This is a genomic window from Actinopolyspora alba (genome assembly GCF_900112765.1).
Classification (GTDB): domain Bacteria; phylum Actinomycetota; class Actinomycetes; order Mycobacteriales; family Pseudonocardiaceae; genus Actinopolyspora; species Actinopolyspora alba.
Window position 1 is genome coordinate 96134 of sequence record NZ_FOMZ01000015.1, and the last position, 15771, is coordinate 111904.

Below are 15771 nucleotides of genomic sequence, written 5' to 3' on the forward strand. Positions count from 1 at the left end.
GCGCGACACGGGTTCCCGGGCGAACCCGCCGTGCGGGTCGCGTCCGGCGGTGCGCTCCTCGGGTGCGACGATGGACGTGTGTCCACCACGAATGTGATCCTGATCATCGTTGCCGCACTGGTGGTGCTGGCCGTACTCGTCGGCACGGGCATTCTGCTCGCTCGGCGCAGGCGGGTCAGCCTCGCTCAACAGGAGCGGGAGGATACGTCCGCGGGCCAGGGTGGTTATCGCGCGGGCAGTGGAATCAGCCTCTCCAGTGGCGGCACGACGACCGCACCCGAGCATCCCGTCGAGGAACGAACCGAGACGCAGGGGCAACCGGGTGTCGGTGACGACGCCGCGGTTCCCAGGGACAGCCAACGGCGCGGCATGGTCGATGTGCCGCTGCCGAGTTCCTCCGAGGTCGATGACACCACGGTCGGAACCGACGACGACACCGCGACGACCACCGGAGAGCCCCCCGCCGCTGATTCCGCCACGGCTCCCGCCGTTCCGGAGCAGCCGTCCCCCGCCGAGTCGGAGTCGGTCGCGGAGACCGACACGTCGTCCCGGCGGAAGGAGGACTCCGAGTCCACCGCTTCCGGCGGAGCCACCGGCACGGTGCCTCCCGAAACCCCCGAACGGACCGAGGGTGTTGTCGAGGAGGCCGGTGCTGAGCCGGGCACGGCCGCCGATACCGAGGTCGAACCGATCGAACCGTCCACCGGCAGGTTGGAGCGGTTGCGCGGCAGGCTCTCGCGTTCGCGGTCGATGTTCGGGCAGAGCGTGCTCGGACTGCTCGGTGCCGGTGACCTCGACGAGGACTCCTGGGAGGAGATCGAGGACACCCTGCTGATGGCCGACCTCGGTGCCACTACGGCCTCGGAGATAATCGAGTGGCTGCGCACCGAGGTGGCTGCTCGCGGCGTGCGTACTCCCGAGCAGGCCAGGGCGTTGTTGCGCGAGGTGCTGGTGGACGCGTTGGCCACCACGCAGTCCCGCGCGGTCCAGGCGTTGCCGCACGGGGATCCGGCGGACGGCGGCAAGCCCGCGGTGGCGCTGGTCGTCGGGGTCAACGGAACCGGTAAGACGACCACAACCGGGAAGCTCGCTCGCGTGCTGGTCGCGGACGGGCGCACGGTGCTGCTCGGCGCCGCCGACACCTTCCGCGCCGCCGCCGTGGAACAGCTCGGAACGTGGGGGGAACGCGTCGGGGCCGAGGTGGTCCGGGGTGATGAGGGAGCCGATCCGGCGAGCGTGGCGTTCGAGTCGGTGCAGCGCGGTGCCGATTCCGGTGTCGACGCCATCCTCGTCGACACCGCGGGCAGGCTGCACACCAAGACCGGCCTGATGGACGAGCTCGGCAAGGTCAAGCGCGTGGTCGGCAAGCGTGCGCAGGTCGACGAGGTGCTGCTGGTGCTCGACGCCACGACCGGTCAGAACGGGCTCGCCCAGGCGAGGGTGTTCGCCGATGTCGTCGACGTCACGGGGATCGTGCTCACCAAACTCGACGGGACCGCCAAGGGTGGGATCGTCTTCCAGGTGCAGCGCGAGCTCGGCGTGCCGGTCAAACTGGTCGGACTGGGGGAGGGTGCCGACGATCTCGCCCCGTTCGAGCCGGAGGCGTTCGTCGACGCGCTGCTCGGCTGACCGGTGGTCTCGCTGACCGGTGGTCTCGCGACCGGGGTTCTCCGGACCGTTAACACGCCGGTGATTCCGCCAACCGGGACGTAACAGTCAACGGCGTGGATTTCATCCACGCGACACGACGAGAACGTCATCGGGAAACACACGTTGCCGAGTATTCGGACTCAAGTTGGAGCGCCGGATCGTACGGGAGGCGACGTGAATTCAGGTGACACCGCCTGGGTGTTGGTGTGTGCTGCGCTGGTCATGCTCATGACACCCGGCTTGGCGCTGTTCTACGGCGGCATGGTCCGTTCCCGCGGCGTGCTCAACATGCTGATGATGAGCCTGGGCAGCCTGGGGCTCGTCGGGGTGCTCTGGGTGATCTACGGATACTCCGGGGCCTTCGGTTCCGACCTCGGTGGCGTGGGGCTGCTCGGCTCTCCCGCGGAGTTCTTCGGGATGTCGCGGTTCGTCGGGCAGGAGAGCTTGTCCGGCTCGATCCCCACGTTCGCGTTCGCCGCCTTCCAGGCCATGTTCGCGATCCTGACCGTGGCACTGATCTCCGGCGCGATCGCTGACCGTGCCCGGTTCGGCCCCTGGATGTTGTTCGCCGGGTTGTGGGCGACCCTGGTGTACTTCCCCGTGGCCCACTGGGTCTTCGCCTTCGACGAGACCAACGCGGCCGGTGAGGTGACCGCGGTCGGTGGCTGGATCGCCAACCGGCTCGCGGCGATCGACTTCGCGGGCGGTACCGCCGTGCACATCAACGCGGGAGCGGCCGCGCTCGCGCTGGTGCTGGTTCTGGGCCCCCGGACCGGCTGGCCGAGGGAGACGGGCAAACCGCACAATCTCCCGCTGGTGGTGCTGGGAGCGGGGTTGCTGTGGTTCGGGTGGTTCGGATTCAACGCCGGCTCCGCACTGACCGCCGGAACCACCGCCGCCATCGTCTTCGTGAACACGCTCGTCGGTGCGGGTGCTGCCATGCTCGCCTGGATGCTGGTCGAGCGGATCCGGCACGGCAAACCGACCACGCTGGGAGCGGTCTCCGGGATCATCGCGGGACTGGTGGCGATCACCCCGGCCTGCTCGGCGGTCACCCCGATGGGAGCCATCGCGGTGGGGATCATCGCCGGTGCCGTCTGCGCGCTCGCGGTGGAGCTCAAGTACCGGCTTCGCTACGACGACTCGCTCGACGTCATCGGGGTGCACCTGGTCGGTGGACTCGTCGGCACCCTGCTGGTCGGGCTCTTCGCCTCCGAGAGCGCTCCCGCTGGTGTCGCGGGGCTGTTCTACGGTGGCGGTTTCGACCAGCTGTGGCGACAGGCCGTCGGGGCTGTGGCGGTGCTGGCGTACTCGCTGGTGCTGAGCCTGGGCATCGCCTGGGTCGTTCGTAGCACGATCGGTTTCCGCCTCGATCCCGCCGACGAGGACACCGGCATCGACGAAACCGAACACGCCGAGTCCGGCTACCACTTCGGGGACGCGCGCAATACGGTGCGCGGATCGCGGAGCACCGAGCACGGCTCGATCGAGGCGCTGGAAGGAAGTGTGCGATGAAGCTCGTCACAGCCGTCGTCCAACAGGCCAAAGTGGACGAGGTGCGGGACGCCCTCACCGCCCTGGGGATTCGGGGAATGACCATCGCCGACGTGCAGGGGTACGGCAGGCAGCAGGGGCACACCGAGATCTACCGGGGCGCGGAGTACAAGGTCGACGTGGTGGACAAGACCAGGGTGGAGGTGCTGGTCAACGACGCCGATGCCGACGACGTGCTGCAGGCGGTCGTTTCCGCCGCCCGCAGCGGAAGGGTCGGGGACGGCAAGGTGTGGGTCACACCTGTCGAGTCCGTGGTGCGGGTGCGCACGGGTGAGACCGGAGAACAAGCGGTCTGAGCGGTAGACGCCCCTCGTGCCGCGACGGGGCCGGACCCCCGATCCGAGAAGTGACAACCCAGGGCCGTTCCCGGAGTCGTTACGCCGACTCCGGGAACGGTCGTTTTCGTGTGGACCGGGCGCTGTGGTCGTCCGCGCGGTACCGGTGCTGCGTAGGACCCGGCAGCGCGGTACACCCGGATATGCGTAGCAATACGTAGCCCGTTTCAGGGGTCATCACGGTCTCGTAGAGGTCCGTCCGAACGCCAGAATTCCGGTGTGACGCCGTGAACACTCCCCGATGAGGGGTGGAGCTTCCCGCCCGTGCTGGGGGTCGGGCGGGAGCCGTCGGGGAGTGTTCCGCGTACCAGGGGGTACCCGTCGGATGGCCCGTCGAGGGGTCGGGCCATCCGGTCGGTCCGGTTCCGGCGAACGCCGACGGGTGGCCCGCGGTTCGGGTACAGTGAACGCGAAGTGAGTACACGAAGTGACTTCCGGCGCGCTGTTCTGCTCGCGCGTGGTGTCGCCGGAACCACCACGTGTCCCGTCCGTGACGGACAACACGACGATTCCGCTTCGCGCATCCGGGTCGGCCGTAGGGACCTGCTCGTCGTCGCGGGACTGCCGGGGGCGGGCAAGACCACGCTGCTGGGTTCGCTTCGTTGCTCCGAGCCCACCCTCGTGCTGGACTCCGCGCAGTTGTACCGGGTGCTGCTCGCGGGATTCGGTGCCGGCGTCCCTCGGCGGCTCTACCGGGCGATCGTCCATCCGTTGCACTACGCCAGGATCGTGGTGGCCTGCCTGCTGGCTCCCGGTGTCGTCGTGGTGCACGTCCCCGCCACACGCCGCACCGCGCGGGGGCTGCTGGTCGCGCTCGCCACGATCACGCGGCGGAGTCCGGTGCTGTGCTGGTTGGAGGTCTCTCCCGAGGCCGCGCTGGCGGGGCAGCGGGCACGTGGCAGAATGACAACGGCACGTGCGTTCGCTCGGCACGTACGCCGTGCCCGGCTCCCCAGGCAATACCTGTATCGCATCGGTAGGTTGCGAGGATGGCACCGGGTGTATCTACTCACCCGCGCGGAGGTTACTGGCGGGGTTCAACTGGTTCCGTAGTGTCATGTTGTTCCCCGAATGACCGACGGGGGGCCGAGACGGACGTGATCGACCGTTACCCTGGACGGTACGCGCCGGACGCACCCGGCGCTGCCGGCTGAGATTCATCGAGCTGCGAGTGACTGGCAACAGAGTGTGCGTTGCGGGTGAGCGCGGCCCGAGATGCGTAGGCGACGGTGCGTGAACGGTGCCGTCGGTTAGCGAACCCGATTCGTGTGATCCGTGTCGTGGATGCCGCCACGGGTTCGTCCGCAGTGCTTCAGCCGCCCCGACCACACGAGGAGACCTCAGACTTACATGCCCACATTCGACGAGCTCGAGCTCGACAGCCGCGTACTGCAAACCCTGACCGAACTCGGTTACGAGACCCCCTCGCCCATTCAGTCGGAGACCATTCCGTCGCTGCTGCAGGGGCGTGACGTGACCGGTCAGGCACAGACCGGCACCGGCAAGACCGCCGCCTTCGGGCTGCCCATTCTCTCCAGCATCGATCTCGACAAGCGCAAGAAACCGCAGGCTCTCGTGCTGGCTCCCACCCGTGAGCTGGCCATCCAGGTGGCGGAGGCGTTCCGCACCTATGCCGCCAACCTGCCCGGTCTCCGGGTGCTGCCCATCTACGGTGGACAGAGCTACGGTCCGCAGCTCGGCGGGCTGCGTGACGGCGCGCACGTGATCGTCGGTACGCCGGGGCGTCTCATCGACCACCTCGATCGGGGGTCGCTGGACCTGTCCGAGCTGAGCCACGTGGTGCTCGACGAGGCGGACGAGATGCTGCGCATGGGATTCATCGAGGACGTGGAGCGGATTCTGAAGTCCGTTCCGTCCCAGCGGCAGGTCGCGCTGTTCTCGGCGACCATGCCGAACGCCGTGCGCAAGATCAGTCAGTCCTACCTGGACAACCCCGTGGAGGTGGCGGTTCGCAGCTCCACCACCACGGCGGCCAACATCCGTCAGCGCTACTGGCAGGTGCGCGGTGTTCGCAAGGTCGACGCGCTGTCACGGCTGCTCGAGGTCGAACCGGTCGACGCGGCCATCGTGTTCGCCCGCACCAAGCAGCTCACCGAGGAACTGACCGAGCAGCTGCGGCAGCGCGGCTTCAACGCCGCCGCGATCAACGGTGACATCGCCCAGGCGCAGCGTGAGCGCACCATCGACCAGCTGCGGCAGGGCCGCACCGACATTCTCGTGGCCACCGACGTCGCCGCGCGCGGGCTGGACGTGGACCGGGTCTCGCACGTGCTCAACTACGACGCCCCCCACGACAGCGAGTCCTACGTACACCGGATCGGTCGTACCGGTCGCGCCGGGCGCAGCGGTGAGGCGATCCTGTTCGTCACCTCGCGGGAACGGCAGTTGCTGCGTTCCATCGAGAAGGCCACCGGTCAGTCCATCGAGCGGATGGACCTTCCGACGATCGAGGCGGTCAACGAGCGACGGCTCGAACGTTTCCGCCAGCGGATCACCGATACGCTGCAGAACGGCGAACTGGAGATCTTCGAACAGCTGGTGCGCGACTACGAGCAGAACAGCGAGGTGCCCGCGGCCAGGGTGGCAGCGGCACTCGCGAGCATGACCCAGGGTGACCGTCCGCTGCTGCTGCAACCGGAACCCGAGCCCGAGTCGAAGTCCCGTCGCAACTCGCAGCGCTCCGCCGAGTTCGAGTCCTCGGACTCCGACACGGCCATGTTCCGTGTGGAGGTCGGTCGTCGTAATCGCGTGACCCCCAGTGCCCTGGTGGGGGCGCTGGCCAACGAGGGCGGTCTTTCCAGCAAGCGGATCGGGCACATCGACATCCGTGACGAGCACACGCTCGTGGAGCTGCCCGCCGAGATCCCGGAGGAGATGCTGCGCAAGCTGCGCAAGACGCAGGTCGCCGGACGTGGACTGCGGATCAGCCGCACCGAGGGAGAACCACCTCGTCGTTCCGGTGGCGGCTGGTCCCGCAGGCCCGGCGGCAGGGAGCGCTCGAGTTCCAGGCGCAAGGGGCGTGCCGGTGCGGGTGGACCTCGTTCCGGCGGTGACAAGCGTCCGGCGGTCGATCGAGGTTGACGATCGGTTCGTGTCCCTGTCCGCCTTCGGGCACCGTAGGTGGGCGGTTACCCTCGGCGTAGGAACATCGACGACTCTGGAGCCCGTGACCCCGTGTTCGACACTCTTTCCGACCGGCTCACTTCGGTCCTGAAGAACCTGCGCGGCAAAGGGCGCCTGTCCGAGGCGGACATCGACGCCACCGCGCGCGAGATCCGTATCGCGTTGCTGGAAGCCGACGTGGCACTGCCGGTGGTGCGCGGCTTCATCTCGGGAGTCAAGGAGCGGGCCAAGGGCACCGAGGTGTCCCAGGCCCTCAATCCCGCCCAGCAAGTGATCAAGATCGTCAACGAGGAGCTGGTCGGCATCCTCGGTGGCGAGAAGCGGGATCTCACGCTCGCGAAGAAGCCACCCACGGTGATCCTGCTCGCGGGGTTGCAGGGTTCCGGTAAGACCACGTTGGCGGGCAAGCTGGCCAAGTGGCTCGCCGGGCAGGGACACACCCCGATGCTCGTGGCCTGCGACCTGCAGCGCCCCAACGCCGTGACGCAGTTGCAGGTGGTGGGGGAGCGTGCCGGTTCGCCGGTCTTCGCTCCCGAACCGGGCAACGGTGTCGGCGACCCCGTGGACGTCGCGCGTCGCGGTGTCGCCGAGGCGGAACGTGCCCAGCACGACGTCGTCATCGTCGACACCGCGGGACGCCTCGGTGTCGACGAGGAGATGATGCAGCAGGCATCGGACATCCGCGATGCGGTGAATCCGAACGAGATCCTGTTCGTGGTCGACGCCATGATCGGTCAGGACGCCGTGAGCACCGCCGAGGCGTTCCGTGACGGAGTCGGCTTCAACGGCGTGGTGCTGACCAAGCTCGACGGTGACGCGCGGGGCGGTGCCGCGCTGTCGGTCCGCCAGGTCACCGGTGAGCCCATCATGTTCGCCTCCAACGGCGAGAAGATCGAGGACTTCGACGTCTTCCATCCCGACCGGATGGCCAGTCGCATCCTCGGCATGGGCGACATGCTCACGCTGATCGAGCAGGCCGAGCAGGCCTTCGACGCGGATCGTGCCGAGCAGGCCGCCGAGAAGCTCGGCACCGGTGAGCTCACGCTGGAGGACTTCCTGGAGCAGATGCAGGCGGTCCGGCGTATGGGGCCGCTGCAGAACCTGGTCGGCATGCTGCCCGGCGCCAACCAGATGAAGGACCAGCTCGCCAACTTCGACGAGGCGCACCTCGACAGGGTGCAGGCCATCATCCGAGGCATGACCCCGGCCGAACGTGCCGACCCGAAGATCATCAACGCCTCTCGCAGGCAGCGGATCGCCAATGGCTCCGGCGTGCGGGTCAGCGACATCAACGACCTGGTCAGCAGGTTCTTCGAGGCCCGCAAGATGATGCAGCAGATGGCGGGCCAGTTCGGCGGCGGTGGCGGTGGGGGCCGCAAGGCCACCAAGAAGGACAAGGGCAAGAAGGGCAAGAAGGGCAAGAACAAGGGGCAGACGCAGCCCAAGGCGGCACGTGGCGGTATGCCCGGTGGTCTTCCCGGCATGCCCGGGGGACAGCAGGGTGCCGACCCGTCCCAGCTGACGGGCGGGCTCAACCAGCTTCCCCCCGGTTTCGACCCCTCGAAACTGGACTTCGGCAAGAAGAAGAAGTGATCGTCCGCCCGGCTGCCGCTCACCGGTGGCCCGGAACCTCGAACGAGCGGTTCGGTGAGCGGGCCCGGCAGGGAACGCGGAGCGGGCCGGCCGCTCCGCGACGCCCTCGCGTCGGTCGTGCCGTCCCGGAAGCCCGGACAGGGTGTGGCACGGCCGGACGGGGATGCTGTTCGACTACCGAGGAGCGTTCGTGACGGCACTGCACCTGCGTGGTGTGCTCCTTCCGGAGGGGCGATCGCGCGATCTCTGGATCAGGGACGGGCTGATCAGCACCGAACCCGTCGAGGACGCCGTCACGATCTTCGACGGCGGGTACGTGCTACCCGGCCCGGTGGACGCGCACTGCCATGTCGGTATCGGCCCGGACGGGCCGGTGGACCTCGACGAGGCGGCGAACCAGGCCGAGACCGACAGGGCGGCCGGGACGCTGCTCATCCGGGACTGCGGCGCTCCGGTGGACACCAGCCCGTTGCAGGAGCGAACCGACCTGCCCCGGATCATCCGCGCGGGACGGCACCTGGCTCGGCCGAAGCGCTACATCCCGAAGCTCGCCGAACAGCTCGACGAGCCGGAGGAGCTCCCGGAAGCGGTGGCGAGGCAGGCCGCCCAGGGCGACGGTTGGGTCAAGCTGGTCGGTGACTGGATAGACCGTTCGGTCGGAGACCTGGCTCCGCTCTGGACCCCGGACGTGCTGCACAAGGCCGTCGAGACCGCGCATCGACACGGGGCCCGGGTCACCGCGCACGTCTTCGGGGAACAGGCACTGGCCGGGCTGCTGGACGCGGGGATCGACTGCATCGAGCACGGTACGGGGCTCGACGACGCGATGATCGAGCGGATGGCGCGTGACGGCATCGCACTGGTCCCCACACTGATCAATATCGAGAACTTCCCCTCGTTCGCGGCCGCCGCCACCAAGTACCCGGACTACGCGTCACACATGCACCGACTCCATCGTGACGGAGACCGCACCGTGCGCAAGGCCGTCGAGGCCGGAGTTCCCGTCTACGCGGGTACCGACGCCGGTGGTGGTATCGAGCACGGCAGGCTCGTCGACGAGATCGTCGCGTTGCACCGGGTGGGGATGTCTCGGGAACAGGCGCTGGGCGCCGCGACCTGGTCCGCCCGCCGCTGGCTCGGCTTCGCGGGTTTGGAGCACGGTGCCGAGGCCGATCTGGTCTGCTACGCCTCGGACCCGCGGGCGGATCTGGACGCGCTGCGCTCCCCGGAGCTGATCCTGTTGCGCGGCGGTGTGCTGCGGTGACGAACCGTTCCGGTGGTCGTTCCTCGGATCCGCGCGTCCCGTCCCGGTGGTATATCCAGGTGCCGACCCCCCGAGGTCGACGGTAGTCTGTCGACCCGACGGGCACGGATCGTTCCGTGCTCCGGAAGTCACCTGGATCGCACGGAGGCGCCCGTGACGGCACCGCAGTCATCCGGATCCGGCGGAGACGTTGATCCGGAACAGTCCGGCGCGGCCACTCCGAGTCCGGACGGCAGGTCGACCGTGGCGGCCCCGCGGTGGGGCTTCGGGGCCTTCTTCCTCGCGGAGGCCGTGTTCGTGCTGGTCTCGGTGGGACTCGCGGCCCTGGTCGGGGACTTCGGTGAGCAGGGTTGGATGGGGCCCGTGTTCGTGCTCGTGCTGATGGCTCCCACGGTGCTGGCCGGTCTGGTGGCCGTCGTCGCGACCATGGTGCGTGGGAACGGGCCGGTGCGGGACTTCGGGCTGCGATGGCGGCGCTCCGATGTGCGGACGGGACTGCTCATCGGTTTCTGCGGGTTGGTGCTGAGTACCGTCGCCTCGGCGCTCTGGACCCGCTGGGTCGGTGTGGATCAGGCCAACTCGGCCGTGGGAAGTCTCCTCGAGGACATCCGGCTCCCCCCGGTGCTGGCAGTGATCATTTTTCTGCACGTGTGGCTGATCGCACCGGTCTGCGAGGAACTGCTCTACCGCGGTCTGCTCTGGGGAGCGATGGAGCGGCTCAGGTTCAGCCAGCTGACCGTTTTTCTGCTCACCACCGCGATATTCGCCATCGGGCACTTCGAACCCGCCCGTACGCTGCTGCTGATCGTGATAGCGGTCCCGATAGGGCTGGCCCGCCTGGTCACCGGAAGGTTGACTGCTAGCGTCGTGGCACACCAGGTGAACAACTTCCTGCCCGCGCTGGGGCTGTTGCTCATGTCGCTGGGCATGTTGCCTGCCTGAGAGACCGATCGGGGATCCGTTCCTCGGGGCCTTCCGCTCCGGCGGTTTGCCCGAGCCGGAGACCGTGGGCTCCTGCCCGAAAACGGGTCTGGCACAATAGGGAGCTGTTCGCCACGAGCGGGCTCTCTCACCGCTTCGTGGCTGGTCGAAGTATGAGCATCCCGGCGCGTCCGGCGCTGGTGCACAGTGATGCTCACCGGAGCACGAACGAGAGTTTGAGGAGCACCACCACCCGTGGCAGTTAAGATCAAGTTGATGCGGTTGGGCAAGATCCGTGAACCGCACTACCGTATTGTCGTGGCCGACGCTAAGACCCGCCGTGACGGCAGGGACATCGAGACCATCGGCCAGTACCACCCCAAGCAGCAGCCGAGTCACATCCAGGTGAACTCCGAGCGTGCGCAGTACTGGCTCGGTGTCGGTGCCCAGCCCACCGAGCGGGTTCAGCACCTGCTCAAGGTCACCGGTGACTGGCAGAAGTTCAAGGGGCTTCCCGGAGCCGAGGGCTCGTTGCAGGTGAAGGAAGCCAAGACCCCCAAGCAGGAGCTTTTCGAGGCAGCGCTGGCCGCCGCCGACGAGGAGCCGGGCGCGGACGCCACCACCCCGAAGAAGAAGGGTGGCGGCAAGAAGTCCGAGTCCGCCGCGGCTGCGGACGAGAACAAGGAGCAGGCCGAGGAAGGCCAGGAGTGACTGTCCTCGCCGACGCGTTGGAGCACCTCGTCCGGGGGATCGTTGACAATCCCGACGAGGTGCGTGTCGAGTCGTTGACCACTCGCCGTGGTCGTACTCTCGAAGTTCACGTCAATCCCGACGACCTCGGCAAGGTGATCGGCCGGGGCGGTCGGACCGCCACCGCGTTGCGCACCGTCGTTTCCGGCGTGGGCGGCCGTGGCATCAGGGTCGACGTGGTCGATACCGATCGCTGAGAAGCCCATGATGGCCGAGCAACAGGCGGCTCCACTCGTGGTTGGTCGTGTGGTCAAACCGCACGGAATCCAGGGCGAGTTGGTGGTGGAGATCCGCACGGACAGTCCGGAGCGTCGTTTCGTCGTGGGCGCCGTACTCGGAGTGCTGTGGAAGTCCCGGGGAACGCGTCCCGAGTCGCTCGAACTGGCGGCCGTCCGGTGGCACGCCGGACGGCCGCTGGTCAAAGCCGTCGAAGTGACCACGCGTGAGGACGCCGAGCGCCTTCGGGGCGTGCTGCTCGGGGTTCGGCCGGACGAACTGGAACAACTCGAGGACCCGGACGAGTTCCACGACCACGAGCTGGAAGGGCTGCGGGCGGTCCGTCCGGACGGCGCCGAGCTGGGCAGTCTGCTCGGTGTGCTGCACGCCCCGGCGGGGGAGTTGTTGCGGTTGTCGCTCCCGGACGGGCGGGAGGCCCTGGTGCCGTTCGTCGCCGACATCGTCGTCGACGTGGACACCGACCACGGCACCGTCACCATCGACCCTCCCGAGGGGCTCCTGGAACTCTTCTGAGCCGATGACGAACCGCCGTTCCCCACCGGGGAACGTCCTGTTCACGCCCCCCCCCCCCCCCCCCGAGTCCGGCGTGTTTCTCGCCACGTCCTCGGCTCGCGGCCATGCGGTTCGACTGGTCGGCGGCCCGACCCCGGAAGGGAGCTGTGTTGCGGATCGACGTGTTGACGATCTTTCCCGATTATCTGGCTCCGGTACGGGAGGCCCTGCTGGGAAAGGCGATCGAGCGGGGCAGGATCTCCGTGGGGGTGCACGACCTGCGTGACTGGACCCACGATGTCCATCGCTCGGTCGATGACAGTCCCTACGGCGGCGGCCCCGGCATGGTGATGAAACCGGACGTGTGGGGTGAGGCGCTCGACAGCGTGGCCGCCGAGGCGGCGGAAACCCCTCGTCTGGTCGTCCCCACGCCCGCCGGAGTGCCGTTCGACCAGCGCACTGCCCGTCGCTGGGCCCGCGAAGAGCGCCTGATCTTCGCCTGTGGCCGTTACGAAGGCATCGACCAGCGAGTCATCGACGACGCAGCCCGGAGGATGCCCGTCGAGGAGGTGTCCATCGGCGATTACGTCCTCGTCGGTGGCGAGGTGGCCGCGCTGACCATGATCGAGGCCGTGGCGCGGTTGTTGCCCGGGGTGCTCGGCAACCCGGCCTCCGCGGAGCAGGACTCGTTCTCGGACGGACTGCTGGAGGGGCCGAGCTACACGCGCCCGGAAACCTGGCGGGGGCTCTCGGTCCCCGATGTGCTGCGCTCCGGTGACCACGCGGCGGTGCGTCGCTGGCGCAGAGAGCAGGGTTTGGAACGTACGCTGCGCCGCCGCCCCGAGCTGCTCGACACCCTCCCCCCGGAGGAACTGGACGAGCACGACCGGGCACTGCTGGACCGGCTGCGACGGGAGCGTGCCTCGTCCGGCGATGAGTAGGGGAACGGCGAGTCCGCCGGGCTCACTTGCCCGGGGAGGATCGCTTCGGCGCTCTCGCCTCCGGTGACGTCGGGGCTCGTTCGGAGGCGGCGAACCCGGCTGATAAGCTGCCCGGTGAGACAACGCGACCGGTGCGGTGGCAGTACCACCGGTAATCGCTTTTCTGCTCCGGCGGACGTCTTCCTCGTGGTACGAGGTGACGCAAAACGACTCGGTGACTACCCGGGGCCCGATCGGTGTTGTCGGGTAGGTCACAGGGGAATCCGCGCGGCCCGTCAGGGTCGAGAGGCGGATCGGTCGCCGTGACGCGAGTCGCGGCTCGCCCGAACAGATTTCACTGTCGTGAGTGAACGTTCAACGACACGGATGAGGACGGACCACCGATGAACAAGCTGGACGCGCTGGACGCCCAGTCGATGCGCTCCGACATCCCAGACTTCCGGCCCGGCGACACGCTGAAGGTCCACGTCCGCGTCATCGAGGGTTCGCGCGAGCGTGTCCAGGTCTTCCAGGGTGTGGTCATCCGCCGGCAGGGCGGTGGCATCCGGGAGACCTTCACCGTTCGCAAGGTCTCCTTCGGTGTCGGCGTGGAGCGGACCTTCCCGGTGCACAGCCCCAACATCGCCAAGATCGAGGTCGCAACGCGTGGCGACGTTCGGCGGGCGAAGCTGTACTACCTGCGTAACCGGGTCGGCAAGGCTGCGCGCGTCAAGGAGAAGAAGCTGGCCAAGTCCTCCTCCTGACGCGCTGCCGCGCCGGTGGCATCTATCTACCACCGGACGGAACGCCATCGACGATGCACGGTCCCGAGGCTCGGGGCCGTGCATTTTGTCGTCCCGTTCCCGAGTGCTCGAAGTTCCCCGGCCCCGCTTCTCCGGGACGCCCCACGGGGCCGCGGGATCGGGCCACGTGCTTTCGGAAGCGGTGATTCGTGTCAGGCTGGTTTCCTTCGATCAGGTGAAACCGACCCGGTCGGTTCCGGGGCATCGTGCCCGATCGTCGGTCACTTGGCTCGACAACCGGGCGGGATGATCGTGACAGATCGGTAAAAGTGCACCGCAACCGTGATGAATCCGGCAGCTGTTACGCGTGTTCCCTCGCGGGGTCGCGGGAGACGGGCATCGTGTATCCAGTAGCCTGGCCGCGTGGCCGACGTCATGCGTTCCCAAGGACCCGACGAGGACCCTGCGGAGGGCTCCTCGGACGAGCAGGCAGCCGCCGAACAGGCGGACGAGACGCGTTCCTCGGCGCGAAACGCTTCGAAGCGGTCCGGAAAGTCCAGGAAGGGCTCCTTCTGGTGGGAACTGTTCGTCCTGATAAGCACCGCGCTGGTGCTGACCGTGCTGCTGCAGCTGTTCGTCGCGCGAGTGTTCCTGATCCCCTCGCGCTCGATGGAGCAGACGCTGCACGGTTGTGACGGGTGCAGCAACGACCGGATCCTCGTCGACAAGATCACCTATCGGTTCAGCGATCCCCAGCCGGGCGACGTGGTCGTGTTCAGCGGACCGAAGAGCTGGATGGCCGACGAGGGCGGTGTGTCCGAACCCACCAATCCGGTGGTCGGTTTCTCCTACCGCATCGGTTCGCTGCTCCACCTGGTCGAGCCCGTCGAGAAGGACTTCGTCAAGCGCGTGATCGCCACCGGCGGGCAGACCGTGGAGTGCTGTGACGAGCAGAACCGGGTTCTGGTGGACGGCGAGCCGCTCGACGAGCCCTACATCTACTGGGCTCCCGGATCTCCGCAGCAGCAGGAGGAGTTCGGCCCGGTGACCGTGCCGGAGGATCACCTCTGGGTCATGGGGGACAACCGGAACAACTCGCTGGACTCCAGGTACCAGGGTGGTGGTGGCCGCGCCGGTGCCGTCCCGGTCGACAACGTGGTCGGTAAGGCGCAGGTGATTCTGCTGCCGCCCGGACGGTGGCAGGGTATCGAGGAATCGAACCCGCAGGCCGTGGCGCTCGGTCCCGGCGGGGATCCGTGGTCCGGATCCCCCGGCTGGGAAGGACTGCGGTACCTGGTGGTCGTACCGGCCGTGTGGTCGATTCGCCGCGGTTCGCTGGTTGCAGCACGCTCGCGTACGTGGGAGCGACACTGAGCTTGCGGAACAAATCCGCTGAGCTGGGGTTGCCGCGCACCATCGTGCGAAGGGACTCCGGTAGCTGGGCACTGCAGAACGCACTGGAACGTCGGGGGCTCGGCCCCGTGGCCGGTGTCGATGAGGCGGGGCGCGGCGCTTGCGCCGGTCCGTTGGTGGTCGCCGCCTGCGTCCTGCGCGCGGGCTCGGGACGTCGGTTCGACGGTTTGACCGACTCCAAGCTGCTCACCGCCCGTGCTCGTGATCACTGGTTCGAGGTCGTCCGTGCCTCGGCGGTGGGATACTGCGTGGTTTCGATCGAACCGGCCGAGGTCGACGCGATGGGGGTGCACGTCGCCAACCTGGAAGGAATGCGCCGTGCGGTCGCCGGTCTCGGGGTTCATCCCGGTTATGTGCTCACCGACGGCTTCCGGGTGGAGGGGTTGACCGCCCCCAGCGTGGCAGTGCGCAAGGGGGACCGGGCGGCCGGTTGCGTGGCGGCGGCTTCCGTGCTCGCGAAGGTCAGCCGGGACCGGAAGATGAACGAGCTGCACGTCTCGTGCCCGGAGTACGGTTTCGACGTGCACAAAGGGTATTCGACAGCGCGACACACCTCCGCTCTCCGGTTACACGGTCCCACCACGGAGCATCGCTGGAGTTACTCGAACGTGGTGGAGGCCGCGGTCACTCACGGTATGCGTTCGCCACGAGGCAACAGTAGTGAATCCGGATTGTTCGATGCTTTTGATCAAGCTGTGATGGACAATGGGAGTGCCGCCATTGGGCATCCGTGGACCGATCAGTGACAGGAAAGG

The 15771-nt window shown here is 67.9% G+C and carries 15 protein-coding genes; all 15 read left to right on the plus strand.

The window, feature by feature from the left end:
* Window positions 1-78: 78 nt before the first annotated feature.
* The 15 genes from ftsY to BM150_RS20435 all read left to right on the plus strand — a co-directional run bounded on the left by ftsY (window position 79) and on the right by BM150_RS20435 (window position 15762).
* Window positions 79-1629: a signal recognition particle-docking protein FtsY gene (ftsY, locus tag BM150_RS20360; RefSeq protein ID WP_092929104.1), complete on the plus strand. Its 1551-nt coding sequence runs from the start codon at window positions 79-81 to the stop codon at window positions 1627-1629.
* Window positions 1630-1824: 195 nt separating this feature from the next.
* Complete coding sequence (locus tag BM150_RS20365) at window positions 1825-3165, plus strand: ammonium transporter (RefSeq protein WP_092929018.1); 1341 nt, start codon at window positions 1825-1827, stop codon at window positions 3163-3165.
* On the plus strand, window positions 3162-3500 hold the full coding sequence (locus BM150_RS20370) for a P-II family nitrogen regulator (RefSeq protein ID WP_092929020.1): 339 nt from the start codon (window positions 3162-3164) through the stop codon (window positions 3498-3500). The genes BM150_RS20365 and BM150_RS20370 overlap by 4 nt, the downstream gene beginning before the upstream one ends.
* A 453-nt stretch (window positions 3501-3953) precedes the next feature.
* Window positions 3954-4592, plus strand: coding sequence for an AAA family ATPase (locus BM150_RS20375; RefSeq protein ID WP_245755643.1), 639 nt, complete (start codon window positions 3954-3956; stop codon window positions 4590-4592).
* 297 nt (window positions 4593-4889) lie between these two features.
* Complete coding sequence (locus BM150_RS20380) at window positions 4890-6641, plus strand: DEAD/DEAH box helicase (RefSeq protein WP_092929022.1); 1752 nt, start codon at window positions 4890-4892, stop codon at window positions 6639-6641.
* 93 nt (window positions 6642-6734) lie between these two features.
* Window positions 6735-8276 (plus strand): signal recognition particle protein, encoded by a 1542-nt coding sequence (ffh, locus tag BM150_RS20385; RefSeq protein WP_092929024.1) that lies wholly within the window; start codon window positions 6735-6737, stop codon window positions 8274-8276.
* Between the two features lie 190 nt (window positions 8277-8466).
* The gene (locus BM150_RS20390) at window positions 8467-9540 is read left to right on the plus strand and encodes a metal-dependent hydrolase family protein (RefSeq protein ID WP_245755644.1); all 1074 of its coding nucleotides are present in this window, start codon (window positions 8467-8469) and stop codon (window positions 9538-9540) included.
* 153 nt (window positions 9541-9693) lie between these two features.
* Window positions 9694-10482, plus strand: a complete 789-nt coding sequence (locus BM150_RS20395) for a CPBP family intramembrane glutamic endopeptidase (protein ID WP_092929026.1) — start codon at window positions 9694-9696, stop codon at window positions 10480-10482.
* Window positions 10483-10716: 234 nt separating this feature from the next.
* Window positions 10717-11172: a 30S ribosomal protein S16 gene (gene rpsP / locus BM150_RS20400; protein WP_092929028.1), complete on the plus strand. Its 456-nt coding sequence runs from the start codon at window positions 10717-10719 to the stop codon at window positions 11170-11172.
* Window positions 11169-11408 carry an RNA-binding protein gene (locus BM150_RS20405; protein WP_092632068.1) on the plus strand — a complete coding sequence of 80 codons (240 nt, stop codon included), beginning with the start codon at window positions 11169-11171 and terminating at the stop codon, window positions 11406-11408. Before rpsP ends, BM150_RS20405 begins: the two co-directional genes overlap by 4 nt.
* A 10-nt stretch (window positions 11409-11418) precedes the next feature.
* On the plus strand, window positions 11419-11961 hold the full coding sequence (gene rimM / locus BM150_RS20410; protein WP_092929110.1) for a ribosome maturation factor RimM: 543 nt from the start codon (window positions 11419-11421) through the stop codon (window positions 11959-11961).
* Window positions 11962-12110: 149 nt separating this feature from the next.
* Window positions 12111-12881, plus strand: coding sequence for a tRNA (guanosine(37)-N1)-methyltransferase TrmD (trmD, locus tag BM150_RS20415; protein WP_175496942.1), 771 nt, complete (start codon window positions 12111-12113; stop codon window positions 12879-12881).
* Between the two features lie 383 nt (window positions 12882-13264).
* Window positions 13265-13624 (plus strand): 50S ribosomal protein L19, encoded by a 360-nt coding sequence (gene rplS, locus BM150_RS20420; protein ID WP_043572209.1) that lies wholly within the window; start codon window positions 13265-13267, stop codon window positions 13622-13624.
* Window positions 13625-14026: 402 nt separating this feature from the next.
* A complete protein-coding gene (lepB, locus tag BM150_RS20430; RefSeq protein ID WP_175496943.1) occupies window positions 14027-14977 on the plus strand; it encodes a signal peptidase I in 951 nt (316 codons plus the stop codon).
* 2 nt (window positions 14978-14979) lie between these two features.
* Window positions 14980-15762 (plus strand): ribonuclease HII, encoded by a 783-nt coding sequence (locus tag BM150_RS20435; protein ID WP_217641789.1) that lies wholly within the window; start codon window positions 14980-14982, stop codon window positions 15760-15762.
* Window positions 15763-15771: the final 9 nt, after the last annotated feature.

Coding starts and splice junctions, on each gene's coding strand:
- BM150_RS20370 (WP_092929020.1), top strand. CDS start 3,162: ATGAAGCTCGTCACAGCCGTCGTCCAACAGGCCAAAGTGGACGAGGTG.
- BM150_RS20380 (WP_092929022.1), top strand. CDS start 4,890: ATGCCCACATTCGACGAGCTCGAGCTCGACAGCCGCGTACTGCAAACC.
- rimM (WP_092929110.1), top strand. CDS start 11,419: ATGGCCGAGCAACAGGCGGCTCCACTCGTGGTTGGTCGTGTGGTCAAA.
- rplS (WP_043572209.1), top strand. CDS start 13,265: ATGAACAAGCTGGACGCGCTGGACGCCCAGTCGATGCGCTCCGACATC.